The sequence below is a fragment of the Streptomyces sp. NPDC049687 genome (genome assembly GCF_044465285.1).
In the GTDB taxonomy this organism is placed as follows: Bacteria; Actinomycetota; Actinomycetes; order Streptomycetales; family Streptomycetaceae; genus Streptomyces.
Genome location: NZ_JBITLN010000001.1, coordinates 1,061,613 through 1,086,963 on the forward strand (window position 1 = coordinate 1,061,613; position 25,351 = coordinate 1,086,963).

The window sequence follows — 25,351 nt, forward strand, 5'->3', positions numbered from 1 at the left end:
GGGCGGCGACCGGGGGCCGGTTTGGGCCATTCTCCGGCCCACTGGTAGCCTGGGCAGCTGTGTCTCATGCCCTCTCAGCGCGAGGCACCCAGGAAACCAGGAAATAGAAGAGGCTTATTCGTGGCGAACATCAAGTCCCAGATCAAGCGGATCAAGACCAACGAGAAGGCTCGGCTGCGCAACAAGGCCGTCAAGTCCTCCCTGAAGACCGCGATCCGCAAGGCCCGCGAGGCCGCTGCCTCGGGTGACGTCGAGAAGGCCACCGAGCTGCAGCGCGCTGCCGCGCGTCAGCTCGACAAGGCCGTCTCGAAGGGCGTCATCCACAAGAACCAGGCCGCCAACAAGAAGTCGGCGCTGGCTTCCAAGGTCACGTCCCTCAAGGGCTGAACCCTTCTGATCTGACCGCCGGAAGGACCCAGGGCGGGCCCTCTCTCATCCGCTCCCGACCGGCGCCCCGAGCTCATACGCGGCCTGCGTTCGCCACGCGGGTATGGGCTCAAGAGCTTGTAGCGAAGGCCCCGGCACCTCGCCCTTCCCCAGGGCGGGTGCCGGGGCCTTCGGCGTGTACGGGACTCTGCCGGCGTTCACGCCAAGGTCTGGCGGCGCTCACGACGGTCCGGCGGCGCTCACGACCAGAAGTCGTTGGCCTTGTCCATGTCCGCGAGGCACTCGTCGAGGTCGGTGATCTTGTCTCCGACGATCCGGAAGATGATGCCTCCCATCTCGTCGATGTGCTTGCTGCCCCGGTCGGCGGTGAAGTGGTGCATGGTCATGGCGTGGCCACGGCCGTCGACGAATATGTTGCGCAGCTCGACGCGGAACGATCCGCCCGTCTCCGAGTAGAGCCGGTTGTAGTACCCGTCGATGATGTTGTCGAGCCCCTTGTAGTCCCCGGAGAGCGGGTGGGAGCCGGGAACGTGGTGCGTACAGTCCCCGGTCATCATCCCGCGCAGGGTGTCCATGTCTCCGCGCTGGAAGGCCTCGTAGCCTTCGCGGACGATCTTGGCGTGCGGGTGCTCAGCCATGGTGATCGCCACCTTTCTGGTCCGGTCCTGGTCCGGCGATGGACGGCTGATACGCACGATTCTCCTCCGGGACCCGCCTATCGTCCTCTGGAGCGGGCGGCCCGCGCGATGGCCACCACGGCCTTCTCCAGGGCGTACTCGGGATCGTCCCCGCCGCCCTTCACCCCGGCATCCGCCTCGGCCACGGCCCGCAGCGCGAACGCCACCCCGTCCGGCGTCCACCCCCGCATCTGCTGCCGCACCCGGTCGATCTTCCAGGGCGGCATGCCCAGCTCCCGCGCGAGATCGGCGGGGCGGCCGCCACGCGCGGAGGACAGCTTTCCGATCGCCCGGACGCCCTGCGCCAGCGCACTGGTGATCATCACGGGCGCGACTCCGGTGGCCAGCGACCACCGCAGCGCCTCCAGCGCCTCGGCCGCCCGTCCCTCCACGGCCCGGTCCGCGACCGTGAAGCTCGACGCCTCGGCCCGCCCGGTGTAGTACCGGCCGACCACGGCCTCGTCGACGGTCCCCTCCACATCGGCGACCAGCTGGGACACGGCCGAGGCCAGCTCCCGCAGATCACTGCCGATGGCATCGACGAGGGCCTGGCAGGCCTCCGGCGTCGCGGACCGCCCGGTGGCCCGGAACTCCTGCCGCACGAACGCCAGCCGATCGGCCGGCTTGGTCATCTTCGGGCAGGCCACCTCACGCGCCCCCGCCTTGCGCGCGGCGTCCAGCAGCGCCTTGCCCTTGGCCTGGCCCGCGTGCAGCAGCACAAGGGTGATCTCCTCGGCGGGCGCCGACAGATAGGCCTTGACGTCCTTCACGGTGTCGGCCGACAGATCCTGCGCATTGCGGACGACGACGACCTTCCGCTCCGCGAAGAGCGACGGGCTGGTCAACTCGGCGAGCGTGCCGGGCTGCAACTGGTCCGGTGTCAGGTCACGTACGTCCGTGTCGGCGTCGGAGGCCCTGGCAGCGGCCACGACCTCCCGCACGGCGCGGTCGAGGAGAAGCTCCTCCTGGCCCACGGCAAGGGTCAGCGGGGCGAGAGGGTCGTCATTCGCGGTTTTCCTGGCCATCGCTCACAGCATGGCACGTCCCACCGACAACGGATGTCCGTCGGACTGCGGGCAGTCGTGCCGCTGCGGCGGCTCGGGCGGGCGTCGCCGCAGCACCGCGGGCGGGCGATGGGGCTCTCGCCGAGCACCGCAAGCGGGCGATGGGGCCCGCCCAGCACCAGCACCAGCACCAGCACCCTTACAAGCTACGGCTCCTCCCGCCACCCCTCCCAGGCGCCCACGAACTCGTCCAGCACCCCTGCCTCCAACCGCCCTTCCTCATCCCGCAACACCACCAACCACTGCGCATCCTCCGCATCGTCCTCCCCCGCCAACGCATCCCGGACGACCAGCGGCTCCTCCCTCACCCCGAACCGCTCGGCAAGAGCCTCCACCACCTCCTCCGCGGCATCTCGATCGGGCAGCACCAGCACATGTCGCACATCACTCACGGAGCCATTTTCCGGCACGCCGGCACCCCCGCCCTCCGCCGTCGAGCGGAGCGCGGCTCAGCCCTTCGGCACGATCTGCACGTCCAGCTCGATCCGGATACTGGGCCCGACCACCGCGATGCCCCGCGCCAACATCGTCTGCCAGCTCACGGTGAAGTCGTCCCGGTGCAACTCGGTCCGCGCCCGGCAGGCCGCCCGCATCTCGCCACCCATGCCGTGGCCGAGCCCGAGATACTCCGTGTCCAGCGTCACCGTCCGCGTCACACCGTGCAACGACAGCGCCCCCGTGACGGCCCACCGGCTCCCGCCCTTGTGCACGAACCGCTCGCTGTAGAACTCCAGCGTCGGATACCGCTCCACGTCCAGGAAGTCCGCCGACCGCAGATGGTCGTCCCGCATCCTGACGTTGGTGTCGATGGAGGCCGCGTCGATCACCACGTGCATCGCCGACTGCTCCATCCGCTCCGCGATCCGCACCACCCCCGCGAACGAGTTGAACCGCCCGTGGATCCGCGCGAGCCCGATGTGCCGTGCGGTGAACCCGATCGAGGAGTGCGTCGGCTCGATCTCCCAGTCGCCCGGCGCCGGCAGCTCCGGCGGCCGCGCCACCTGGAGCGTCACATCACCGAGCGAGGCCAGCGCGTTCTCCCCGACCGTCGCGGTCGCCCGGTACGGCGTGTACCCCTCGGCGGACACCGCGAGCCGGTACTCCCCCGCAGGCACGGTCGTCACGAACGCCCCGAAAGGATCCGTCCCGCCGCTCACGATCTTGCGCCCCATCGCGTCGCTCAGCGCGAACTCCGCGTTGCGCACCGGCTCCTGGACCGGATCCAGCACCCGGCAGCTCAGCACCCCGGCGTGCTCCGGGGTCTGGACCGCCGCGAGGGGACTCGTCCGTTGCACCCGGTTCATACGTTTTCCCAGCCAACGGTCGAACATCTACGCCACCCCTGCGCGACTTGACTCACCTACTGCCGAAGACGCATTCGATCACCGATGCGGCTTTCGAGGCAAGACAAGCCCACATCACAGGAAACCAGCAGATGTGCTGGTACTACGCACGAGTAGCGCTGTCTGGCCTGATTTACTCTCTCTCGTCGGCACCTCCGCCTCTCGCCTCCGGCACCCGCGCCAGCTCGATCCCGAACCGCTCCCTGTACACCTCCAGCACCTCCTGGTCCGTCGCCAACTCCCGCTCCGTGCTCCTCCCTTCGGGATCCGTCGCCTTCCAGCGGCGCCCGCTGAGCGTGATCCTCCCGCCGTCCTGCGTCACCCGTGAACAGACCAGCGACCGCGTGAAGTGCGACTCCGGCGAGGTGCTGTGCCACCAGGCCCCCGCCACGAAGTCCCCCAGCGCCCTCGGCCGCACCTCCAGCCGGTACTGCGGCACCCCGTTCCGCACGACGTCCAGGTCTGTGGGGAACCCCGCCGCCCCGGCCGCGTCCGGACCGGCCTCCACGATCCGGAACACCCCACCGGGATCCCGTTGCTCACCCCGGTCGTACCACCTCAGCGGGTAGTGGCTGTGCGTCCCGAAGCCCACGTCGGCCAGCCATTCCTCCTCCTCCGCCGTGCCGACCAGCAGCGCCATGTGGTCGTACGGGATCCCGAGCCGTCCCTCCTCCCCGTACACCCGGGCCGCCAGCAGCGTCACCTCGAACCCCAGCGCCGCCAGCAGTGCCCCGAACGCGCCGTTCAGCTCGTAACAGAAGCCTCCCCTCCGCCCCTCGACCACCTTCGCCACCAGGCGCCCCTCCTCCATCACGATCGCCTCCCCGAGGTGGACCGAGAGGTTCTCGAAGGGCACGGCCCGCAGATGTCGCAGATGCAGGTCGCGCAGGGCCTCGACGGTGGGTGCGGTGGGCCGGGCCCGGGGCTCGACCCCCAGGCGATCCAGATAGGCGGCGACCTGACGGGCATCGATCTGCGCGGAATCCATGCCCTCAGTCTCGCGCCACCCGCAGCGCCCCGCCCCCACCGATGACCGCCAGCGCCCCGTCCCGGTCGGTGCGCAGCACCGTCGCGCCGCCTGCCCGCAGCGCCGCGACCGTGCTGGGCGCGGGGTGTCCGTACGGGTTGTCCGCGCCGCACGAGATCAACGCCAGCCGGGGCGCCACCGCTCGTATGAGGTCCGGATCCTGGTAGGCCGAGCCGTGGTGGGCCACCTTGAGCACATCCACCCCGCTCACCGACGCGGCCGCAGGCGACCGCAAGAGTGCCTGCTGGGCCGGGGGCTCGAGGTCACCCAGCAGCAGCATCCGCAGCCCGGCAGACCGCACGAGCAACGTCACACTCGCGTCGTTCGGCCCGTCCGCTTCCGGCGCCGGACCCGGTGGCGGCCAGAGCACCTCCCAGTCGAGGCCACCTACCCGCCGCCGCTCCCCCGCCACCGCCCGGAGCACCGGCACACGCCGTGCCCGCGCCTCCCTCCGTACGAACTCCACCTGGTCCAGGGGCTCCTCCAGCCCCGTCGTCTCGATCGCGCCCACCGCCCGCCCCCGCAGCACACCCGGCAGTCCCGCCACATGATCGGCGTGGAAGTGGGTGAGCAGGACCAGCGGCACCCTGGTGATGCCGAGCGTGCGCAGACACCGGTCGACCGGCTCCGGATCCGGCCCGGCGTCCACCACCACGCCGGTTCCCTCGCCGGCCGCGAGGACCATCGCATCGCCCTGCCCCACGTCGCACATCGCCAGCCGCCAGCCCGGCGGCGGCCAGCCCGTGAGCACCCGGGTCAGCGGCGGCGGCTGCACCACGGCCAGCAGGAAGACCACCCCGCCGACCGCGCACAGCCACGGGCGGCTCAGCAGCCGTCGTCCGAGCAGCACCAGCACCGCCGTGACGAGGGCGAGCAGCAGCGCCCCGCCCCAACTGCCGGGCCAGTCCACTCCCCCGCCGGGCAGCGCCGCCCCCGCCCGCGCGACCTCCGCGATCCATCCGGCCGGCCAACTCGCGCCCCAGGCAAGCGCCTTGGCCACCGGCATCGCCACGGGCGCCGTCGCCAGCGCCGCGAAGCCCAGCACCGTGGCGGGCGCCACCGCGAACTCCACCAGCAGGTTGCACGGCACCGCCACCAGACTCACCCGCGCCGACAGCACCGCGACGACCGGCGCGCACAGCGCCTGCGCGGCCGCCGCGGCCGCCAACGCCTCCGCCGGCCGCGGCGGCACCCCGCGCCCGCGCAACGCGGCACTCCAGCGCGGCGCCACCGTCAGCAGGGCCCCCGTGGCGAGCACCGACAGCAGGAACCCGTAACTCCGGGCCAGCCACGGGTCGTACAGCACCAGCAGCAGCACCGCCGACGCCAGCGCGGGGACGAGCGACCTGCGGCGGCCGGTGGCGAGGGCCAGCAGCACCACGGCCCCGCAGGCCGCGGCCCGCAGCACACTCGGGTCGGGCCGGCACACCACGACGAAGGCGAGCGTGAGCGCTCCGCCGAGCAGCGCGGTCGTCCGCAGGGAGATGCCGAGGCGGGGCGCCAGGCCACGACGCTCGACGTACTGGGCCAAACCGGGCGGCCCGAGCAGCAGGGCCAGGATGATCGTGAGGTTGCTGCCGGAGACCGCGAGCGTGTGGGCGAGATCCGTCTCCTTGAAGGCCTCGTCCAGTTCGGGTGTGATCCGCGCGGTGTCCCCGACGACCAGCCCCGGCAACAGCGCCCGGGCGTCCGCCGGCAGCCCGTCGGTGGCCTCCCGCAAGCCCGCCCGCAGCCGACCGGCCAGCCGCTGCGCCGCCGACGGCTCCCGTACAACCGCCGGCACCCCACGGCCCTTCACCCGCAGCACCGCCGCGATCCGGTCCCCGCCCGTCAGAGCGGGGACCAGCCGCCCGGTCACCCGTACCCGCGTGGACGGCAGCAGCGCCGGCCACGAGGCGGTGGGCGGAGCGGGGAGGACCGACGGCCACGACTCGGCCGCCCCACGCGCGGCCGTACGCCGTATGCCGGTACCTCCGCGGACGTCCACGAGCATCAGCACCGGCGCCCGCGTCGCGACCGCCGCCCCTCCCGGTTCCTCGACCCTGCGCACCTCCGCGTCGATCAGGACGGAGTCCGGGGTCACGTGGTCCCCACGGACCCGGGGCCGGGTGAACCGTGGATCGGAGGTGATCTCGACCTCGGCGGTGACGGTCGTGTACTCCCGCGCCAGCACCGGAACCGGCCCGCGCCTCAGATCGGCCCCGTGCAGCCCGGCCGAGGTCGCGGCCGCGGCGACACAGAGCAGCGTGGCGGCCACGGGGATCCGTGGCCAGGTGCGCCGCGAGCCCCGAGGGCGCCACCCGCGCCACCGCGCCACCAGTGCGATCCCCGTGATCAGGCAGACCAGCGCGAGACCCCCGACCAGCCCGGGCGCCGCGTCCAAGGTCAGCGCAGCCGTGGCCCAGGCCGCGAGTGCGGGCGGGACCAGACGCAGGTCCACCGGCCCTTCCTGCCGGGGATGGGCCTCACCCAGCCGCTTGCCGGAAGCGGCATGCACGGCGCGGCGGTCATGAGAGCCCGGGCCGGCCTGCTCGTCCCTGACCGCGACGCTCTCTCCTCCGTCCCCGCCCCTCATGGCCGCACGAGATTCCGCAGATCGGCATAACGCCGCTCACCGATGCCGTTGACCTCCCGCAGCTCGTCCACCGAACGGAAACCGCCCTGGGCTGTGCGGTAGTCGACGATGTGCTGCGCGAGCACGGGACCGACGCCGGGCAGGGTGTCGAGTTGGTCGACGGTGGCCGTGTTGAGGGAGACGGGAGCCGACGGTCCGGCAGCCGCTCCGGCGCCGCCCTGCCCCGCCGCTCCCGCAGCCGCCGGGGGCGCGGGACCTCCGACGACGACCTGTTCGCCGTCCACGAGGAACCGGGCGCGGTTGAGACCGTCGGTGTTCGTGCCGGGCCGCACCCCGCCGGCCGCGCTCAGCGCGTCGACCACGCGTGAACCGGCCGGAAGCCGATGGATCCCGGGCTTGCGGACCTTGCCGCTGACGTCCACCACGATCTCGGTCCCGGCCGTGCCCACGGCACCCCGTGTACCGGCCGAGGCTGCCGTGGCGGCCGGCTCGGCGGCTTCCTTCCCCGCTCCCGCCTCGTAGGGAGCCGCCGCCCGCACCACCTCCGGCGGCCGCACGGGCTGGGTCCGGCCGGTCCAGAAGTGCTGCACGGCGAAGACAGCGGCGGCGACCAGCACCGCCGTGAGAGCGAGCACGCTTCTGCGTTCCATCCCACAGCGCGCCTGCACCCAGACCGGCATCCGCTCCCGCAGGGCCATCCCGGCCCGCTCCCGCCAGTTCCCCGCCATCCGGCCGCCACCGCCGCGCCCCTCGTCGAAGTCCGAGGACCCCACCTCCGCGACCACACCGGCGGGAAGCCCCTCCGGCCCCTCCGGCCCCTCTCGCGCATCGGCAAGAACAGCGTCCGCGCCCTGTGGGCTCTCCCCGCCCCGGTCTCCGCCGCGGGCGGCGAACAGCGACTCCGCGCGCCGGCGGAGCTCCTGGGCAGAGGCGTGGCGGTGTCCGGCGCGGCCTCCGCGGGGTGAACTGCGGGGGCGGACGCGGCCGTCGGAGCCAGGACCCCGCCCGGGGCCGCTGGTCGCGTTCGGGGTGCGTGAGAGTGATCGAAGTGCCATGCCACGAGGATGGGACACTTCACCGAATCGCGATGATCTTGCTCAATTCCCGGGGAATACCACCCAGTTGTGGATAACTCCACCACCCGTACGAGTGAGGGAACTCATGAGGCAACGGCGCCCCTCACCTCGGCGACACCACAACTCCCAGCAGTCCCGGCCCCGTGTGGGCCCCGATCACCGCGCCGACCTCACTCACATGCAGATCCGCGAGCCCGGGGACCCGCCCCCGGAGACGGTCCGCCAGCGCGGACGCCCGCTCGGGAGCCGCGAGATGGTGAACGGCGATGTCGACCGGCGCACTGCCCGCACGGTCGGCCACCAGTTCCTCCAGGCGGGCGATGGCCCTCGACGCCGTCCGCACCTTCTCCAGGAGGTCGATGCGCCCCTCATGCAGCTGGAGCAGCGGCTTCACCGCGAGCGCCGAGCCCAACAAGGCCTGGGCTGCGCCGATCCGGCCGCCACGGCGCAGATAGTCGAGGGTGTCGACGTAGAAGAAGGCGGAGGTGCTGTCGGCCCGTTTCTCCGCGGCGGTGACCGCGTCGTCGATGCTTCCACCGGTCTCCGCCGCCTCGGCGGCGGAGACCGCGCAGAAACCGAGGGCCATCGCGACCATCCCGGTGTCCACCACCCGCACCGGCACCGGCGCTTCCCGTGCCGCGAGGACCGCGGCGTCGTACGTGCCGGACAACTCGGCGGACAGGTGCAGGGAGACGATCCCGGTCGCGCCGGCCTCGGCGACCCTGCGGTAGGTCTCGGCGAAGACCCGGGGGCTGGGGCGCGAGGTGGTGACGGGGCGTCGCTTCTGCAGCGCCTGGGCCAGGGAGCGGGTCGAGATCTCGGTGCCCTCTTCCAGAGCCTGGTCGCCGAGGACGACGGTCAGGGGCACCGCGGTGATGCCGTGGCGCTCCATCGTCCGCTGCGGCAGGTAGGCCGTTGAATCCGTGACGATCGCGACATGGCGGGACATGAGCTGGAGGTTACCTGGCGTAGCGCCCGGACGGCAGCCCGGGCCCTCTGGCCTGGGCAGCCCTTGACCGAATCACATAGGGCTCAGGTACCGGTCGCTTCGTGGCGGGGCTTCTTCTGCCAGGGATAAGTGGGACGCGGCCCGGGCGGGGTGATGGAGGGCCGGGTCGGCTCCTGTGCCGGATGCGACCGAGGTGTCTCCGGTGTCTGCTCGGGGTCCGAGCTGGTCCAGTGCCGCAGGGCACCGGCTTCGACGTCGATCTGGGCGCTGAGGGTGTCCAGGTCGTCCTCGGCGAAGCGGCCGGCTCGGTCCTGGGCCGCCCAGCGCAGGGAGTCCGCCGATTCCGTGATGCGCTCGGTGCGCTCGCGCAGCGATGGCAGCCGCTCGGCGAGCTTCGCCCGGTCCGGCTCGACCTCGAGGCGCTTGAGCTCGCCGTCCAGTTCGTGACCGTGTGCGCTGAGCCGCTGGAACAGACCGAGGGACTCCCGGAGCGACTCGTCCTCCGTCACGCCCGCCTGCAGCGCGTCCTGGGTGGCCCGCATCGATGTGCGCAGCCTGAGCCGGAGCTGGGCGATCTCGCCGGCCGGTCCGGGCTGGGCGAAGGACCTGGCGCGCAGGGTGTGGTCCTCGACCGTGCGGCGGGCCTGGTGAATGGTGCGGTCCACGCCGCGCTTGGCGGCGCCGACGGCCTTCACCGTCGCGTAGACACCGAGCACGGCGAGAAGCACGAACAGCAGGGCCACGACTGCGATCACTGCTTCCACGAGCTCCTCCTCGGTCTGCGTCCCTCTTCAAACCGTAAACGAGACGGGCAGGCCCGGAGTTCCAGGAGAACCCCGAACCTGCCCGTACCGAACCCCTAGGGGACGGCCGCACGCCTCAGACCTCACGCCTCAGACCTCAGGCCTCAGACTTCAGGCCTCAGACTTCAGGCCTCAGTGCCTCACGCCGGAACGATGTTCACCAGCTTCGGTGCCCGCACGATCACCTTGCGGATCCCCGCGCCGTCCAGCGCCTTGACCACGTTCTCGTCGGCCAGGGCCACCTTCTCCAGCTCCTCGTCGGAGATGGCCGGGGACACCTCCAGACGCGCCCTGACCTTGCCCTTGATCTGCACGACACAGGTCACGCTCTCGTCCACGACGTACGCCGGGTCGGCGACCGGCAGGTCCTGGTGGACGACCGAGTCGGTGTGGCCCAGCCGGGCCCACAGCTCCTCGGCGATGTGCGGGGCCAGCGGGGCGACCAGCAGCACCAGGTCCTCGGCGACCGTGCGGGGCAGCGCGCCGCCCGCCTTGGTCAGGTGGTTGTTCAGCTCGGTGATCTTGGCGATCGCCGTGTTGAAGCGCAGGCCCTCCAGGTCCTGGCGCACGCCGTCGATCGCCTTGTGCAGCGCCCGCAGGGTGTTCTCGTCGGGCTCGGCGTCGACGACGGTCACCTCACCGGTGGCCTCGTCCACGATGTTGCGCCACAGCCGCTGCAGCAGGCGGTACTGGCCCACCACGGCACGCGTGTCCCAAGGGCGGGAGACGTCCAGCGGGCCCATCGCCATCTCGTACAGGCGCAGGGTGTCGGCACCGTACTCGTCGCAGATCTCGTCGGGAGTCACGGCGTTCTTCAGGGACTTGCCCATCTTGCCGTACTCGCGCCTGACGGGCTGGTCCCGGTAGAAGAACTTCCCGTCCCGCTCCTCGACCTCGGCCGCCGGGACGTACACACCGCGGGAGTCGGTGTAGGCGTACGCCTGGATCATGCCCTGGTTGAACAGCTTGTGGAACGGCTCCGCGGAGGAGACGTGCCCCAGGTCGAACAGGACCTTCGACCAGAAGCGCGCGTACAGCAGGTGCAGCACGGCGTGCTCGGCGCCGCCGACGTACAGGTCGACACCGCCGTGCGGCCGTCCCTCGCGCGGGCTCATCCAGTACTGCTCGATCTCCGGGTCGACCAGCCGCTCGCTGTTGTGCGGGTCCAGGTAGCGCAGCTCGTACCAGCAGGAACCGGCCCAGTTGGGCATGGTGTTGGTCTCGCGGCGGTACCGCTTGGGCCCGTCGCCCAGGTCCAGGGTGACGTCGACCCAGTCCTCGTTGCGGGACAGCGGGGTCTCCGGCGAGGTGTTCGCGTCGTTCGGGTCGAAGGTGCGCGGCGAGTAGTCCTCGACCTCCGGCAGTTCCAGGGGCAGCATCGACTCGGGCAGCGGGTGGGCGATGCCGTCCTCGTCGTAGACGATCGGGAAGGGCTCGCCCCAGTAGCGCTGACGGCTGAACAGCCAGTCGCGCAGCCGGAAGTTGACGGTGCCCTCGCCGATGCCCTCGCGCTCCAGCCACTCGGTGATGCGGGCCTTGGCCTCGACGACGCCCAGGCCGTCCAGCGAGACGGCGTCGTTCGAGGAGTTGATGATCTTCGCGTCGTACGAGGCGAAGGCGTTCTCCCACGTGGCGGGGTCGGTGCCCCGGCCGTCGGTCGGCTCGACGATGCAGACGATCGGCAGCTCGAAGGCGCGGGCGAACTCGAAGTCGCGCTGGTCGCCCGCCGGTACCGCCATGATCGCGCCGGTGCCGTAGCCCATCAGGACATAGTCGGCGATGAAGACCGGGACCCGCTCGCCGTTGACCGGGTTGGTGGCGTACGCGCCGGTGAAGACGCCGGTCTTGTCCTTGGCCTCGGCCTGCCGCTCGACGTCGGACTTGGAGGCGGCCTGCGCGCGGTAGGCGGCGACGGCCTCGGCCGGAGTCGCGTGACCGCCGGTCCACACCTCGTGGGTGCCCTCGGGCCAGGCGTCCGGGACGAACTTGTCGACCAGCGGGTGCTCGGGCGCCAGGACCATGTAGGTCGCGCCGAACAGGGTGTCCGGGCGGGTGGTGAAGACCGTGATGTGCTCGCCGTCGACGGGGAAGTCGACACGGGCGCCCTCGGAGCGGCCGATCCAGTTGCGCTGCTGCAGCTTGATGGCCTCGGGCCAGTCCAGCGCGTCCAGGTCCTCCAGCAGCCGGTCGGCGTAGGCGGTGATCCGCATGTTCCACTGGCGCAGCTTGGCCTTGAAGACCGGGAAGTTGCCGCGCTCGGAGCGGCCGTCGGCGGTGACCTCCTCGTTGGCCAGCACGGTACCCAGGCCGGGGCACCAGTTGACCGGCGCGTCGGAGGCGTAGGCCAGCCGGAACCCGCCCAGGACGTCTGCGCGCTCGGTGGCGGTCAGTTCGCTCCACGCGCGCGTGTGCCCCGGTACCGCGCGCTCACCGGACTCGAACCTCTCGATCAGCTCGGAGATCGGGCGGGCCTTCTTCGCCTCGTCGTCGTACCAGGAGTTGAAGATCTGCAGGAAGATCCACTGGGTCCACTTGTAGTAGTCCGGGTCGATCGTGGCGACGGACCGGCGCTTGTCGTGGCCCAGCCCCAGCCGGCGCAGCTGGGCCTTCATGTTCTCGATGTTGGCCTCGGTGGACACGCGCGGGTGCGTGCCGGTCTGCACGGCGTACTGCTCGGCGGGCAGGCCGAAGGCGTCGAAGCCCAGGGTGTGCAGGACGTTGTGGCCGGTCATGCGCTGGAAGCGCGCGAAGACGTCGGTCGCGATGTAGCCCAGGGGGTGGCCGACGTGCAGGCCCGCACCGGACGGGTACGGGAACATGTCCATGATGAACTTCTTGGGCCGGCCGACGACAGCGGGGTCGCCCGCCAGGTCGCCCGTGGGGTTGGGAGCGGCGTACGTGCCCTCGGCGTCCCAGAAGTCCTGCCAGCGTGCCTCGATCTCGGCGGCCATGGCCGCCGTGTAGCGGTGCGGCGCGGCCACCTCGGCGGCGGCAGCGGGGTTCGTCTCGCTCATGATCCTCAAAGCTCCATCGATCGTCTCTGCCAGCGGCTGTGACTTCCCTGGAAACGAAAAATCCCCTCGCACAGGAGGGGACGCCGCGCCGATTCCGAACCGTCCGGTCCACCGGCGTTCGGGACTGATCAGCGCGGCTCGCTAAGCAGAAGGCGTACGGCACGCATGGCGCTAGGGTACCGCAGGCCTTGAGCAAGCTGCGACGGACTTACGTATGACCTACGGACACCGGGCACACCCGGCCGAAGTTGAACAAAGGTCAAGGATTACTTCGCGTAACAGCCACTAAGGGGACATCGTCCCGCCCAGCTTGTCACTTGATAACAACGCAATAACTCAAACCGCGTACCCATCGGTATGGAGCCGCTTAGAGTTCGGCAGCGGGACCGCTTTCCCGAAACTGCTCGGAGTTGCCCCCATGAACCCTCTTCTCAGTAACAGCTCGATCCCCAAGCCCGGCCGGTCGGCCTATGGGGTGGCCTCGGCTGTCGTCCTGGTCCTCATACCCGTGGTCGTGCTCGCGGGCGGTGACCAAGTCCAGGCGTTCCTCAACTTCGGTGCGGGTGTGCTCTCGCTGGTGTGCCTCACCTGTTCGGTCATCTGGGGCCTGGTCGCCCAGGACCGGCTGATCCTCAACACCCGCCAGAGGATCGTCGCGCAGGCCATCCACCGGGTGACCGCCGTCGCCTCGATCGCCTTCCTGCTGGTGCACATCACCGTCAAGATCGCCCTGCAGCACACCGTCCTGCTCGCCGCGATCATCCCGTTCTCCCAGGGCGTCACCGGGATCGGCGGTCTGATCGGCCTCGGTTCCACGGCCGGCCTGCTCATGATCTTCGTGGGCATCACCGGCGCGCTGCGGAACCGGTTCGCGGCCCCGGCCGAGGTCGCCGCCCGCTGGCGTGCCATGCACATGCTGGCCTACCCGGCGCTGTGCGCGGCCCTGATCCACGGCCTGTACGCGGGACGCGCGGCGAAGCCGTTCTTCCTGATCTCCTACCAGCTGTGCCTGGTCGGCGTCATGGCCGCGCTCGCTCTGCGTGCCGCCCCGCGCCAGTTCAAGCGCAGGGTCGCCGACCAGGTCGCCATGCTGATGGGCACCCAGGACCGCTACGGCATGGACGGCCTGGAGGCCTCCCGCTCGCGGGTGGCGGAGTCCGGGCCGCGCCCGCGGGGCGGTGACACCGGGTCGCTGCCCGGCTACGAGGGCCGGCCGTCCCGGTCGTCCGGGCCCGACACGACGGGCTCCCCGCTGTTCGGCACTCCGGCCCCCGCGGAGACCGCGAACGGCTTCGCGGCCGCCTACCGCACCGTCAACACGCCGAGCCAGCAGCAGTCTTACGCCGCAGCCGACCAGACCGCGCGGATGAACATGCCGTTCGACATGCAGGCCACGGAGGCGATCCCGCGCATGGACAGCGGCGGCAGCACCTCGGGCAGCTGGCCGATCCCGTCCCCGCCGCCCGTCGGCGAGGCACCCCCGTCGGCCTACGACCCGCTCCAGGACACCGGATTCAACATCCCGGTCTATGGCAATTCGGGCACCGGCGGCTACGGCGGACGTGATGTGTACGACACCGGTGAGACGAACACCCAGTACGGCACGTACAACTCGAATGACACGTACAACAGCGGTCCCGCCAGTGAACCATCCCCCGGAGCGTCCTTCGACAATCCGGGTTCGGGCGAACCTTGGAACACGCCTTCCGGAGGCTATAGGTGAACGAGGCCCTGCCCGACGTCCCAGAAGTCCGCGTGGTCGGCCTTCCGCAGCTCACGTCGGGCTTCGACCTTGTCGAGAGACTCGATCTGCCCATGCACCTGAAGGTGCATGGGCCGCTTGAACCCATGGGCGGAGAGAAGCTGGCGCAGCTCTCCGAGCGCATCAACCTCAAGGGCCGCGGGGGCGCCGGCTTCCCGTTCCACAAGAAGCTGCGTTCGGTCGCCGACGCGGCGATCAAGCGGGGCGTACGGCCGGTCGTCGTCGTCAACGGCAGCGAGGACGAACCCGCCTGTCGCAAGGACACGGTGCTGATCAACCGTGCCCCGCACCTCATCCTGGACGGCGCGCTGCTGGTCGCGGAGGCGCTGGGTGCCCGCACGCTCGTGGTGGGGGTCACCCGGGAGTCGACGGAGCGCTCCATGGAGGCGGCGCTGGCCGAGCGCGGTCTGAGCAACGGCCGCCGCTCGGCGCTGAAGGCGTTCGTCCAGCGCAACCCGATCCGCATGGTCACCGGCGCGGCCGCGTCGCTGATCCGCTCCATCGACGGCGGCCCGGCGATTCCGCCCGGCCGCAAGACCAGCGCCTCCCAGAGCGGAGTCGGCGGTGCACCGACCCTGCTGTCCAACGCCGAGACGTTCGCCCAGTTGGCGATCGCCGCCCGCATCGGCCCCGAGCGCTACGGCAACACCGGCCTCTACGACGAGCCCGGCACCGTCATGCTGACCGTCTCCGGCGCGGTCGCCCGCCCCATGGTGATCGAGGTCCCCACCGGCGTCCCGCTGCGCTACGTCCTTCAGCTCGCCGGCGCCCCGCCGGTCCCCCAGGGCGTGCTGACCGGCGGCTACCACGGCAAGTGGATCGACGCGGCGACGGTCAACGAGGCGATCGTCTCCCGCAACTCACTGGACGCGGTGGGCGGCGCCCTCGGCGCCGGCGCGATCCTGCCGATCAGTCAGGAGACCTGTCCGCTGGGCGAGTCGCTGCGGGTGGCGCAGTGGCTGGCGGAGGAGAGCGCGGGACAGTGCGGTCCCTGCTACCTCGGCCTGCCGGCCGCCGCGCGCGGCATGGAGGACATCCTCAACGGCGGCGGCCCGGCCGCCCTGGAGGCCCTCAAGCAGGTCGCCAAGAACGTCAAGCGGCGCGGCGCGTGCTCGCACCCCGACGGCTCCGCGATGTTCCTCGAGTCCACCATCAAGGCCTTCACCGACGACCTCGCGGCGCACGTCCTCGGAAACGGCTGCGGACGGCCCGTGGAGGGCGTTCTCCCGCTCTTCGAGGACGGCATGCTCCCGGCGGGCATCTCCAGCGGCGGAGCGCCCCAGGAGACCGGCGACAGCCGTCAGAAGATCTTCGTGGACTGGACGCTGTGCCGCGGCCACGGTCTGTGCGCGGACATCCTCCCCGAGGTCTTCCAGCTGGGCGCCGACGGCTTCCCCACGGTGGCGCAGGCAAAGGTGCCGCGCTACGCCGAGGCGAAGGCGCTGCGCGCGGTTCGCCGCTGCCCGGCCCTCGCCCTGCGCCTCGAGGAGGACACCCGCTCGCAGGCGCCCTCCCGCAATCTGCCGGTCCTCTCCCAGGGCCGCGGCCGCCGCGCCCTCGGCCGCTGAACCTGAACGCGCCAACGGCGGGCCACCGAAGTCGGTGACCCGCCGTCGCCTTTCCCGGGCCTCGGGAATCCGCGCGGACATGCATCGAGGGCGGACCATCCAACCGGATGGTCCGCCCTCGACTTCTGTGGAGCTAAGGAGAATTGAACTCCTGACCTCCTGCATGCCATGCAGGCGCTCTACCAACTGAGCTATAGCCCCTTGCGGCGTTGCTTCCGGGTTTCCCCGGCGGCGACGCCAACATTACCGGTCCTCCCGCAGGAGAACCAAATCGATTTCACCCCTGCCCGATTTGCCCGGAGTGCCCGGCAAAGGTCTCAGGTCAAGCGGTGACGAACGAATAGAACCGCTTGAGCGTGCAGTGCTCCTCGAGGAGCCGGCCGTAGATCGGCTCGCCCTCCAGCTCGCGGTACGTCTCGATCGGGTCGCCCTTTATGATCAGCGCCCGCGCGCATTCCTCGCACCAGTACTGGTAGTCGGGATTCACCGGTTCCATGTCGCGGACGATCGGGGTGCCACTGCCGCACCAGTCGCACTTCCGCCTGTGTGCACCCATCGATCAGCTCCAGCTGTGGCCGCAGGCCGTGCACACGTAGGAAATTCCGCCGTTGTCCCCGAGGACTTGGGCCACGAAGGCGGAACCACAGGAGGGGCAGCTGAGCCGGGTGGCCTTGTTCCGTGTCAACGCTGCTTCGAAGAGGTGGCCGACCTCTCCGAGGATGCTCGCAGGCATCGCTACTCCCTCCCGTCGGGCCGCGCCCCCTTCCGGCCGTTTGATTCTGCCACGACCGGACCGATACGGTCAGCGACGCCTCAGTACCAGTCCGGACACGGCACCCAGCGCGGCTGTCGCAGCGAGCGCGAACATGCATGTGAGAAGCGCTTTCGAAGAGGTATACGCCTCTGGGGCCCCAAGTGACTCAAGCCGGTTGAGGAACAGTGTGCCGAAGGCCGCCACCCCGATCAGCTGGCCGAGCTGGGTCACCGTGGCGAGCAGACCGCTGGCGTCCGCCGCGTCCTCGGGCCGCACGGCGGCCAGCGCCCGGGTGAGCGTGGGGCTGAAGGCGAGCGCGAGCCCGGCGCCCACGCCAGGATACGCCCCGTACACCCATGCGCCTCCGCCGTCGCCGCCCTCGAAGGCCAGCCCCACGCCTGCCACGGACACCGCGGTGAGGGTGAACCCCGCCGGGACCAGGGCCCGTTGCCAGGAAACGGGCCACCGGCGCCACGTCAGGCCGACCACGCCGAAGACGACCGCGGTCGGCGCGAAGGTCAGACCGGCCCGCAGCGCGCTGTAGCCGAGGCCGCCCTGCACATGCAGGGTGAGTACGAACAGGAAGCCGCCGTTGACCGCCATGACGGCCGCGATGCGCAGGACGGCGAGGCCCATGCCCGGGTGGCGCAGCACGCGGGGAGCGATCAGCGGAGCGCCGCCGCGCCGGGCCAGCCGGGACTCGTAACCGCCGAACAGGGCGAAGAGAAGCGCGCCGGCGGCCAGGGACAGCCAGGACCACAGCGGCCATTCCTCCTCCTGCCCGAGCACGAGCGGCACCGTGACCAGGGACACGGCCGCGCCGAGCAGCACCAGTCCGGGCCCGTCCAGAGCGCGCTCCCTTTCACGCGCCTCTCCGCCCTCCCGCGCCTCTTCCCGCGCCCAACCGCCTTCGCCCGCCCCATCCCGCACCCATCCGCCGTCGCGCGGCAGGACGCGCCGTCCGGCTGCCAGCAGGACGAGACCCACCGGCACGTTCACCAGGAACACCGGGCGCCAGCCGGTGCCCAGCAGGTCGGCGTCGACCAGGACACCGCCCAGCACCTGCCCGGCCGCCGCGCCGACGGCGAGGACCGCCGAGTAGGCGCCGAGCGCCCGCACCCGGGCCTCGCCGGTGAAGGCGCGCTGGATCAGGCTGAGCACCTGCGGAATCATCACCGCCGCCCCGGCCCCCTGCACCAGCCGGAAGACGATCAGCTCGGTGCTGCCCCGGGCCAGCCCGCAGGCCAGCGAGGCGGACGTGAAGAGGGCAAGACCGACGAGGTGGACCCGGCCGTGGCCGAACCGGTCGCCGAGCCGGGCGCCGGTGATCAGCAGCACGGAGTAGGTGATGGCGTAGCCGGCCACGACCAGTTGGAGGTCGGCGCCGGACGCGTGCAGGTCGGAACCGATGGTGGGGGCCGCGACGTTCACGATGAAGACGTCGAGCAGGGCCATGAACTGGGCCGCGAGCACGACCGCCAGCAGCCGCCGAGGCCGTTTGTCAGTGCCGGGCGCTTTACTGGGGGCAGGACGTGAAACAGGGGCGGGACCCGGGCTCGTCCGGGATGTCGTCGTCATGCCGTTGAGCCTGACGACGCTCCGGTACGGGTGCCGAGTGCCTGCCGATGCTGGTACTGACAGCACCTGTCAGGGGACGGTCGGGACATCGACCATGGGGGACGTGACGATGGGAACACAGACGAGGCCGGAGACGGGGAGTACGACGGGGGCGGCACACCGGCGCCGGCCCGAGCTGGCCGCTTTTCTGCGCAGCAGGCGGGCTCGGGTGACACCGGCCGACGTCGGGATGCCCCCGGGGTTGCGCCGCCGTACACCGGGGCTGCGGCGCGAGGAGGTCGCGCAGCTCTCGGGGGTGGGGGTGACCTGGTACACCTGGCTGGAGCAGGGCCGGCCGATCAACGCGTCGGCGCAGGTCCTGGACGCCGTGGCGCGCACGCTGCGGCTGGACCCGCCGGAGCGGGAGCATCTGTACCACCTGGCCGAGGTGCCCTACGCGGCGACGCCGGAGGCCCTGATCCAGAACGTGGGTGCGGAGATCCAGGGCATCATCGATGCCCTCGCGCCCCGCCCGGCGGTCGTCTACAACTCGCGGTACGACATCCTCGCCGCCAACGCCGTCTACCGGGACCTGTTCTTCACCTCGGCGGACATCGCCTCGCGGGCACCGCTGAACGCGCTCTGGCGGCTGTTCACGGCCCGGGAGGAAAACTGCCCGCTGCTGCACCGCGAGTTGGAGCTTCCCGTGATGGTGGCGACCCTGCGGGCGGCGTACGGGCTGCATGCCGGGGAGCCGTCGTGGGAGGGGTTCATACGCAAGCTGTCCGCGGCGAGCCCCCTCTTCGCGCGGCTGTGGAGGACGGGTGACGTGGCGGAGCCGGGGCGGCGGGTGAAGATCTTCCGGAATCCGGCCGGGGGCGAGCTGCGGATGACGTCCACGTCGTTGTCGATCGACGGGATGCCGGAGTGCCGGATCGTGGTCTACACGCCGGAGGAGCCCTGACACCCGACAGGAGGGCTATGAAAAATCCCGCCCCCTGGGGGACGGGATCTTCCGAACCGATCTTTGACAACTCAACAGAGTGTCGACCAGTGGAGCTAAGGAGAATTGAACTCCTGACCTCCTGCATGCCATGCAGGCGCTCTACCAACTGAGCTATAGCCCCTGGTGTTCTTCGTTGCCCCGCTCGGCGGGGCGAACAAGAAGAACTTTAGCCTGCGACCTGCCGGAAAGTGAAATCCGGGTCGTGGGCCCGCCTCGGACCGCTCAGTCGTCGTCGCCGAGCACCGGTTCCGGCAGGGTGCCGGCGTTGTGCTCGAGGAGGCGCCAGCCGCGGGCGCCCTCGCCGAGGACGGACCAGCAGCAGTTGGAGAGGCCGCCGAGGCTCTCCCAGTTGTGCGCCTCCAGGCCGAGGAGGCGGCCGATGGTGGTGCGGATGGTGCCGCCGTGGCTGACGACGACGAGCGTGCCGTCCTCGGGGATCTTCTCGGCGTGCCGCAGCACGACGGGAGCGGCGCGGTCGGCGACCTCGGTCTCCAGTTCGCCGCCGCCGCGGCGGACCGGTTCACCGCGCTTCCACGCCGAGTACTCCTCGCCGTGCCGGGCGATGATCTCCTCGTGGGTCAGCCCCTGCCACACGCCCGCGTAGGTCTCCCGCAGAGCCTCGTCGAGGGTGACCTCCAGGCCGGTGAGCACGGCCAGCTCGGCGGCGGTGTTCACGGCGCGCGAGAGGTCCGAGGCGACGATTGCGTCGGGCTGGAGGGAGGCGAGCAGCCGGGCGGCGCGGCGGGCCTGGGCCACGCCGGTCTCGGTCAGCTCGACGTCCGTGGTGCCCTGGAAGCGGCGCTCCACGTTCCAGGCGGTCTGGCCGTGCCGCCAGAGGATGACGCGGCGGCCCCGGCCCGGCCGGCGGTCGACGGCCTGCGCGGGGGCGCTCACCGCAGCTCCCCGAAGCCGGCGGTCTCGTCCTCCTCGGCCCGCAGCTTGGCGTACTCCGCGGCCTTGCCGCGGGTCGCCTGGGCGTCCTCGGGCAGGTCGAGCTCGGGGCAGTCCTTCCACAGCCGCTCAAGGGCGTAGAAGACGCGCTCCTCGCTGTGCTGGACGTGGACGACGATGTCGACGTAGTCGAGCAGGATCCAGCGGGCGTCGCGGTCGCCCTCGCGGCGCACCGGCTTGGCGCCGAGTTTCTCGTGGAGGCGCTCCTCGATCTCGTCGACGATCGACTTGACCTGGCGGTCGTTGGGCGCGGAGGCCAGCAGGAAGGCGTCCGTGATCGACAGCACATCGCTGACGTCGTAGGCGATGATGTCGTGCGCGAGCTTGTCGGCTGCCGCCTGGGCGGCGGTGTGGATGAGCTCGATGGAGCGGTCGGTGGCGGTCACTACGCGGCTTTCCGTCGGCGGTCGTTTGCCCTCAAGGGTCTCACGGACCGCCGACGGCACCCCACGTGAATAAGGGATCACAGGGCCGGACGGGGTGCTCCGGCCAGGGCGAACCACGCCCTGGCCAGTGCCGCGGCAGGCACTAGGACGAGGAGGGCTTGTAGTCCTGGCCCAGGACGACCGTGACGTCCGCGTTGCCGGAGGCCTTGCCCTTCTTCACGGTGCTGGTGGGCAGGCCCAGGGTCTTGGCGACCTCGATGGCGTTCTCCTTGTCGGCGGCATCCGAGTAGAGCACCTGGGAGGTGGCCTGGGTGCTCGGCGCCGTGCCTCCGTCCAGGAAGGTGAAGCCGCCGTTGAGGAGGGTCACGCGGGCGTCCTCGGTGTCGGCCTTGGTGCCGCCGGCGTTCCGGACGGAGACACTGACGGCCGCGTCCTTGTCGGGGCTCTTCGCGGTGCCGCCGAGGACGTCCTTGACCACATCGGCGCTGCCCTCGGCACTCAGCGTGCCGTCGGCCTGGACGGGCAGCAGGGCGGTCTTGAAGTCGCCGCCCTTGGCGAGGTCGGAGAGCCTGGCGAGGAAGGCGCCGAGATCCTTGTCGGTGAGGGGAGGGTCCAGGATCTGCGCCAGCGTCTGCACGGTGGTCGTCGCCGCCGTCGGGTCCGAGGAGACCTTGCGCAGCACGCCCTGCATGACCTGGCCGAACCGCTCCAGCTGGGCGTTCTGGGCCTCGCCGGAGGCGCGGTAGGTGGCATAGGCGACGGCCATCTTGCCGCTGAGGGTCTGGTCCTTGCCCTTGTTGACGAGCGGGGCCTGGCCCTTCTTCTTGGCGGCCGGGTCGGGCACGTCGGCGTCGGTGTCGACCTCGATGTTGCCGACGAGGTCGACGAGGTTCTGCAAATAGGGGGTGTCCAGGCGCCAGGTGCCCTGGATGTCCGTACCGAGGACGGTGTCCAGGGCGTCGCGGGTGCCGGCGGAGCCGTCGTCGTCGACGGACTTGGCGAGGGTCGTCGTGGTGCCGTCCTCGTCGGTGAGGACGAGGGAGTTGGGCAGCAGGACGGTGGTGCCCTGCTTGGTGGTGGTGTTGTCGACGAGCAGGGCCGTGGAGGTGCCGCCGCCGGAGGTGTTGTGCAGGTGGACGACGAGCACGTCGCGCTTCTGGGCGGCGCTCGCGGTGGTGGTGCCGCTCTTGGAGCCGGAGGACGACGACAGGCCGGGCAGCTTCCCGGCGTACCAGAGGTAGCCGACGCCGCCGACCGCGAGCAGGGCGAGAACCACCGTGAGCGCGACGAGCCGGCTGCGGGCCCGGCGCTTGGCCTCCTCGCGGCGCTCGGTGCGGTTCTCGGTGAAGTTCAGCCAGTCGATGACGTCCTCGGAGTCGCCGTCGGGCTCCTCCACGAACGCGAACTGCTCGGTGTGGTACTCGCGTTGGGACCGCTCCGAGGCCTCGGGGGCACCCCGGCCGTCCGTCTCGTCCTCGGCCGGGCCGGCCTGCTGCGGGATGTAGGCGGTCTGCTCGGCGACGCGAGGCTGTTCGACCCTGGGCTGCTGACCGCTGGTGGAGGTCTGCCCGTAGGGGTCGTAGGGGGCGGCGGTCGGGAAGCCGCCCTGGGCGGGGATGGCGCCGGTGCCGTAGGCGTCGTAGCCGACGGGGGCCTGGCGGCCGGTGTCGTACGCGGGGGTGGACGGCTGCTGACCGGTGTCGTACGGGTCGTAGACGGGCGGCTGCTGCTGCCCGCCGGTGGTGTACGGGTCGTAGCCGTAGCCCTGGCTGTGCTGTCCCTCGTGCCCGTACGGGTCGTAGCCCTGCTGCTGGGGCAGCTGGGAGGACGGCACCTGCCGGTAGACGGGCCGGCCGTACTCGTCGTAGCCGACGAGCTCGTACGGGTCGCCCCCGTAGCCCGCGTCGTATCGGTCGTTCACCGGTACCCCTCTCGGCTCACTCGCCGCGGTACAGCTCGCGCTTGTCGATGTAACGCACGACTCCGTCCGGCACCATGTACCAGATGGGGTCGCCCTTGGCGACTCTCGCACGGCAGTCCGTCGAGGAGATGGCGAGCGCGGGCACCTCCACGAGGGAGACGCCGCCCTCCGGGAGACCGGGGTCCGTGAGGTGGTGGCCGGGCCGGGTCACCCCGATGAAGTGTGCCAGGGAGAACAGCTCCTCGCTGTCGCGCCAGGTGATGATCTGGCCGAGGGCGTCGGCGCCGGTGATGAAGAAGAGGTCGGTGTCGGGGTTGAGCGCCCGCAGGTCGCGCAGGGTGTCCACGGTGTAGGTGGGGCCGCCGCGGTCGATGTCGATGCGGCTGACGGAGAACTGCGGGTTCTCGGCGGTCGCGATGACCGTCATCAGGTAGCGGTCCTCGGCCGGGGAGACCCTGCGGTGGCTCTTCTGCCACGGTTCGCCGGTCGGGACGAACACGACCTCGTCCAGGTGGAACTGCGCGGCGACCTCACTGGCCGCCACGAGGTGTCCGTGGTGGATCGGATCGAACGTTCCGCCCATGACGCCGAGGCGGCGTTTGCCCGGCTTCGACGGGCGGCCGGTAGGCATGTCCTGCTCTCCCATGCGTGCAGACCCTACCGGCCCGTCCTGAGGGCACCGGCCGACCGGTGCCCGAAGTATCCCGGTATGACCACAGAGTGCCTCAGCGGTCGCGGTTGAAGCGGGTGGTGACCCACAGCAGGAGCAGCAGGATGAGGAACGCTCCGCCGCCGGTGACCAGCGGGTTCAGGCTCTCGTGGTTGCCACCGTGCTCCTCGCCCTCGGCGGCGAGGGTGACCAGCTGGGCAGCGGCGCTGTGAAGGCTCATCTTCGGCAGGACCTATCCGATGGTGGTCCCCCCGCTCGAGCGAGGTCGAGAGTGGGGGAGGGCGGGATAAAGATGTCGGCTCATCGTAAGCGGGCGGCTCTGCGGCGATCACGCCGACTCCGCCATTGGGAACCTTCCCGCGGACTCAGTCGTCCTTCCGCTTGTAGCCCCGCAGCAGGAACCACGCGGTGAGCACACAGCCCAGGATCATCACGATCAGCACGACACGGAGCAGATTCCCCGCCCCCTGCTGTTGGGCGGCCTCGGTCAGCCAGGCGGCTGCGGAGTGGTGCTCCATGGCGCGGGACTCCTTCGGTGTGGTGCCCGTCCACGGTAACTCCGCCTAGGCTGGGCTCTGCTTCGGGGGCGCAAAGGGCCGCACAAGGGTCCGCAAAGGGCGGGCCGCACAACCAAGGGCCACACAGACGCACATGGGGGAGTACATGTCCGACGACGGCCGCCAGAACGATGGCTCCGAGAACGTGCCGAGCAGGCAGCGCAAGCGGTTCCCGGGGATCTCCTCGCGTGCGTACGAGCACCCGGCCGACCGCTCCGCCCTCGTGGCACTGCGCAAGCTGAGCGGTTTCGACACCGTGTTCAAGGCGCTCAGCGGGCTACTGCCCGAGCGGAGCCTGAGGCTGCTGTTCCTGTCCGATTCGGTGCGGGTCTCCGACCAGCAGTTCACGCACCTCAACGACATGTTGCGGGACGCCTGTTACATCCTGGACCTGGAGAAGGTCCCGCCGATGTACGTCAACCAGGACCCGCAGCCGAACGCGATGTGCATCGGCCTGGACGAGCCGATCATCGTGGTCACCACCGGGCTCGTCGAGCTGCTCGACGAGGAGGAGATGCGGGCCGTGATCGGCCACGAGGTGGGGCACGCCCTGTCCGGGCACGCGCTGTACCGCACGATCCTGCTGTTCCTGACCAACCTCGCCGTCCGGGTCGCCTGGATCCCGCTGGGGAGCATCGCGATCATGGCGATCGTCACCGCGCTGCGCGAGTGGTTCCGCAAGTCGGAGCTGTCCGCCGACCGCGCCGGTCTCCTCGTCGGACAGGACCTGCGGTCCTCGATGCGCGGCCTGATGAAGCTCGCGGGCGGCAACCACCTGCACGAGATGAACGTGGACGCGTTCCTCCAGCAGGCGGACGAGTACGAGGCGGGCGGCGACCTGCGCGACTCGGTGCTCAAGATCCTGAACGTACTGCCGCGCACACACCCCTTCGCCACGGTCCGCGCGGCGGAGCTGAAGAAGTGGGCCGAGTCCCGCGACTACCAGCGGCTCCTGGACGGTCACTACCCGCGGCGCGCCGAGGACAAGGACACCTCGGTCTCGGACTCCTTCCGCGAGTCCGCCGCCCACTACGCGACGAGCGTCAAGAGCTCCAAGGACCCGCTGATGAAGCTGGTCACCGACATCGCGGGCGGGGCCGGCGGCCTCGGCGGCCGGGTCCGCCGCGGCTTCGACGGCTTCACCGGCCCGGCCCCCTCGGACGACCGTCCGAACGGCTCCTCCGGGGACGACTCGGACGGTCCGACGGACACCCCACGACGGGACGAGGACTGACGCTCCCCTCTGGCCCCTCTGCCCCTCCGCCCCGTCCCTCGGGGAGACACTTCGCGCACCCGTGGGACGG

Annotated in this window: 24 protein-coding genes and 2 tRNA genes; 5 read left to right on the forward strand and 21 right to left on the reverse strand. The window is 70.9% G+C overall.

The window, feature by feature from the left end:
- Positions 1-120: 120 nt before the first annotated feature.
- On the forward strand, positions 121-387 hold the full coding sequence (rpsT, locus tag ACIBVL_RS04820; protein WP_399091725.1) for a 30S ribosomal protein S20: 267 nt from the start codon (positions 121-123) through the stop codon (positions 385-387).
- Positions 388-626: 239 nt separating this feature from the next.
- Here the strand turns inward: rpsT and ACIBVL_RS04825 are convergent, their stop codons facing one another.
- The 10 genes from ACIBVL_RS04825 to leuS form a co-directional block, all read right to left on the reverse strand.
- A complete protein-coding gene (locus ACIBVL_RS04825; protein ID WP_399091728.1) occupies positions 627-1,025 on the reverse strand; it encodes a nuclear transport factor 2 family protein in 399 nt (132 codons plus the stop codon).
- 77 nt (positions 1,026-1,102) lie between these two features.
- On the reverse strand, positions 1,103-2,089 hold the full coding sequence (gene holA, locus ACIBVL_RS04830; RefSeq protein ID WP_399091731.1) for a DNA polymerase III subunit delta: 987 nt from the start codon (positions 2,087-2,089) through the stop codon (positions 1,103-1,105).
- A 185-nt stretch (positions 2,090-2,274) separates the two neighbouring features.
- Positions 2,275-2,520 carry a hypothetical protein gene (locus ACIBVL_RS04835; protein WP_399091734.1) on the reverse strand — a complete coding sequence of 82 codons (246 nt, stop codon included), beginning with the start codon at positions 2,518-2,520 and terminating at the stop codon, positions 2,275-2,277.
- A gap of 57 nt (positions 2,521-2,577) precedes the next feature.
- On the reverse strand, positions 2,578-3,459 hold the full coding sequence (locus ACIBVL_RS04840) for a YceI family protein (protein ID WP_399091737.1): 882 nt from the start codon (positions 3,457-3,459) through the stop codon (positions 2,578-2,580).
- A 145-nt stretch (positions 3,460-3,604) separates the two neighbouring features.
- The gene (locus tag ACIBVL_RS04845; RefSeq protein ID WP_399091740.1) at positions 3,605-4,459 is read right to left on the reverse strand and encodes an arylamine N-acetyltransferase; all 855 of its coding nucleotides are present in this window, start codon (positions 4,457-4,459) and stop codon (positions 3,605-3,607) included.
- 4 nt (positions 4,460-4,463) lie between these two features.
- Positions 4,464-6,995: a ComEC/Rec2 family competence protein gene (locus ACIBVL_RS04850; protein WP_399091743.1), complete on the reverse strand. Its 2,532-nt coding sequence runs from the start codon at positions 6,993-6,995 to the stop codon at positions 4,464-4,466.
- A 74-nt stretch (positions 6,996-7,069) separates the two neighbouring features.
- Positions 7,070-8,128 (reverse strand): helix-hairpin-helix domain-containing protein, encoded by a 1,059-nt coding sequence (locus ACIBVL_RS04855; RefSeq protein ID WP_399091746.1) that lies wholly within the window; start codon positions 8,126-8,128, stop codon positions 7,070-7,072.
- Between the two features lie 124 nt (positions 8,129-8,252).
- On the reverse strand, positions 8,253-9,098 hold the full coding sequence (locus ACIBVL_RS04860) for a DegV family protein (protein ID WP_399091749.1): 846 nt from the start codon (positions 9,096-9,098) through the stop codon (positions 8,253-8,255).
- An 83-nt stretch (positions 9,099-9,181) separates the two neighbouring features.
- Positions 9,182-9,862, reverse strand: a complete 681-nt coding sequence (locus tag ACIBVL_RS04865; protein WP_399091752.1) for a hypothetical protein — start codon at positions 9,860-9,862, stop codon at positions 9,182-9,184.
- A gap of 179 nt (positions 9,863-10,041) precedes the next feature.
- On the reverse strand, positions 10,042-12,915 hold the full coding sequence (gene leuS, locus ACIBVL_RS04870) for a leucine--tRNA ligase (RefSeq protein WP_399091754.1): 2,874 nt from the start codon (positions 12,913-12,915) through the stop codon (positions 10,042-10,044).
- 418 nt (positions 12,916-13,333) lie between these two features.
- On the opposite strand from leuS, the gene ACIBVL_RS04875 reads away from it, so the two are divergent.
- Both ACIBVL_RS04875 and ACIBVL_RS04880 read left to right on the forward strand, forming a co-directional pair.
- Positions 13,334-14,638, forward strand: a complete 1,305-nt coding sequence (locus ACIBVL_RS04875; protein ID WP_399091757.1) for a cytochrome b/b6 domain-containing protein — start codon at positions 13,334-13,336, stop codon at positions 14,636-14,638.
- Complete coding sequence (locus ACIBVL_RS04880; protein ID WP_399091759.1) at positions 14,635-16,245, forward strand: NADH-ubiquinone oxidoreductase-F iron-sulfur binding region domain-containing protein; 1,611 nt, start codon at positions 14,635-14,637, stop codon at positions 16,243-16,245. Before ACIBVL_RS04875 ends, ACIBVL_RS04880 begins: the two co-directional genes overlap by 4 nt.
- Positions 16,246-16,373: 128 nt before the next feature.
- Here ACIBVL_RS04880 and ACIBVL_RS04885 read toward each other — a convergent pair.
- The 4 genes from ACIBVL_RS04885 to ACIBVL_RS04900 all read right to left on the reverse strand — a co-directional run bounded on the left by ACIBVL_RS04885 (position 16,374) and on the right by ACIBVL_RS04900 (position 18,472).
- A tRNA-Ala gene (locus ACIBVL_RS04885) sits at positions 16,374-16,446 on the reverse strand.
- 121 nt (positions 16,447-16,567) lie between these two features.
- Complete coding sequence (locus ACIBVL_RS04890) at positions 16,568-16,801, reverse strand: hypothetical protein (protein WP_003976229.1); 234 nt, start codon at positions 16,799-16,801, stop codon at positions 16,568-16,570.
- Between the two features lie 3 nt (positions 16,802-16,804).
- On the reverse strand, positions 16,805-16,978 hold the full coding sequence (locus tag ACIBVL_RS04895) for a hypothetical protein (RefSeq protein ID WP_399091762.1): 174 nt from the start codon (positions 16,976-16,978) through the stop codon (positions 16,805-16,807).
- Positions 16,979-17,047: 69 nt separating this feature from the next.
- On the reverse strand, positions 17,048-18,472 hold the full coding sequence (locus ACIBVL_RS04900) for an MFS transporter (RefSeq protein ID WP_399091765.1): 1,425 nt from the start codon (positions 18,470-18,472) through the stop codon (positions 17,048-17,050).
- 214 nt (positions 18,473-18,686) lie between these two features.
- Here ACIBVL_RS04900 and ACIBVL_RS04905 point away from each other — a divergent pair, with 214 nt between their 5' ends.
- Positions 18,687-19,520 carry a helix-turn-helix transcriptional regulator gene (locus ACIBVL_RS04905; RefSeq protein ID WP_399092070.1) on the forward strand — a complete coding sequence of 278 codons (834 nt, stop codon included), beginning with the start codon at positions 18,687-18,689 and terminating at the stop codon, positions 19,518-19,520.
- Between the two features lie 90 nt (positions 19,521-19,610).
- Here the strand turns inward: ACIBVL_RS04905 and ACIBVL_RS04910 are convergent.
- From ACIBVL_RS04910 to ACIBVL_RS04940, 7 genes are all read right to left on the reverse strand, one after another.
- Positions 19,611-19,683: transfer RNA gene (locus ACIBVL_RS04910), tRNA-Ala, on the reverse strand.
- A gap of 101 nt (positions 19,684-19,784) precedes the next feature.
- Positions 19,785-20,456, reverse strand: a complete 672-nt coding sequence (locus ACIBVL_RS04915; protein ID WP_399091768.1) for a histidine phosphatase family protein — start codon at positions 20,454-20,456, stop codon at positions 19,785-19,787.
- A complete protein-coding gene (gene rsfS, locus ACIBVL_RS04920; protein WP_399091771.1) occupies positions 20,453-20,899 on the reverse strand; it encodes a ribosome silencing factor in 447 nt (148 codons plus the stop codon). Before rsfS ends, ACIBVL_RS04915 begins: the two co-directional genes overlap by 4 nt.
- 142 nt (positions 20,900-21,041) lie before the next feature.
- A complete protein-coding gene (locus ACIBVL_RS04925; RefSeq protein WP_399091774.1) occupies positions 21,042-22,820 on the reverse strand; it encodes a LytR C-terminal domain-containing protein in 1,779 nt (592 codons plus the stop codon).
- Between the two features lie 16 nt (positions 22,821-22,836).
- Complete coding sequence (gene nadD, locus ACIBVL_RS04930; RefSeq protein ID WP_399091777.1) at positions 22,837-23,466, reverse strand: nicotinate-nucleotide adenylyltransferase; 630 nt, start codon at positions 23,464-23,466, stop codon at positions 22,837-22,839.
- A 79-nt stretch (positions 23,467-23,545) separates the two neighbouring features.
- Positions 23,546-23,710 (reverse strand): hypothetical protein, encoded by a 165-nt coding sequence (locus ACIBVL_RS04935; protein ID WP_399091780.1) that lies wholly within the window; start codon positions 23,708-23,710, stop codon positions 23,546-23,548.
- A 145-nt stretch (positions 23,711-23,855) separates the two neighbouring features.
- Complete coding sequence (locus ACIBVL_RS04940; protein WP_399091783.1) at positions 23,856-24,008, reverse strand: hypothetical protein; 153 nt, start codon at positions 24,006-24,008, stop codon at positions 23,856-23,858.
- A gap of 145 nt (positions 24,009-24,153) precedes the next feature.
- Here ACIBVL_RS04940 and ACIBVL_RS04945 point away from each other — a divergent pair, with 145 nt between their 5' ends.
- Positions 24,154-25,281, forward strand: a complete 1,128-nt coding sequence (locus ACIBVL_RS04945) for a M48 family metallopeptidase (RefSeq protein WP_399092073.1) — start codon at positions 24,154-24,156, stop codon at positions 25,279-25,281.
- Positions 25,282-25,351: the final 70 nt, after the last annotated feature.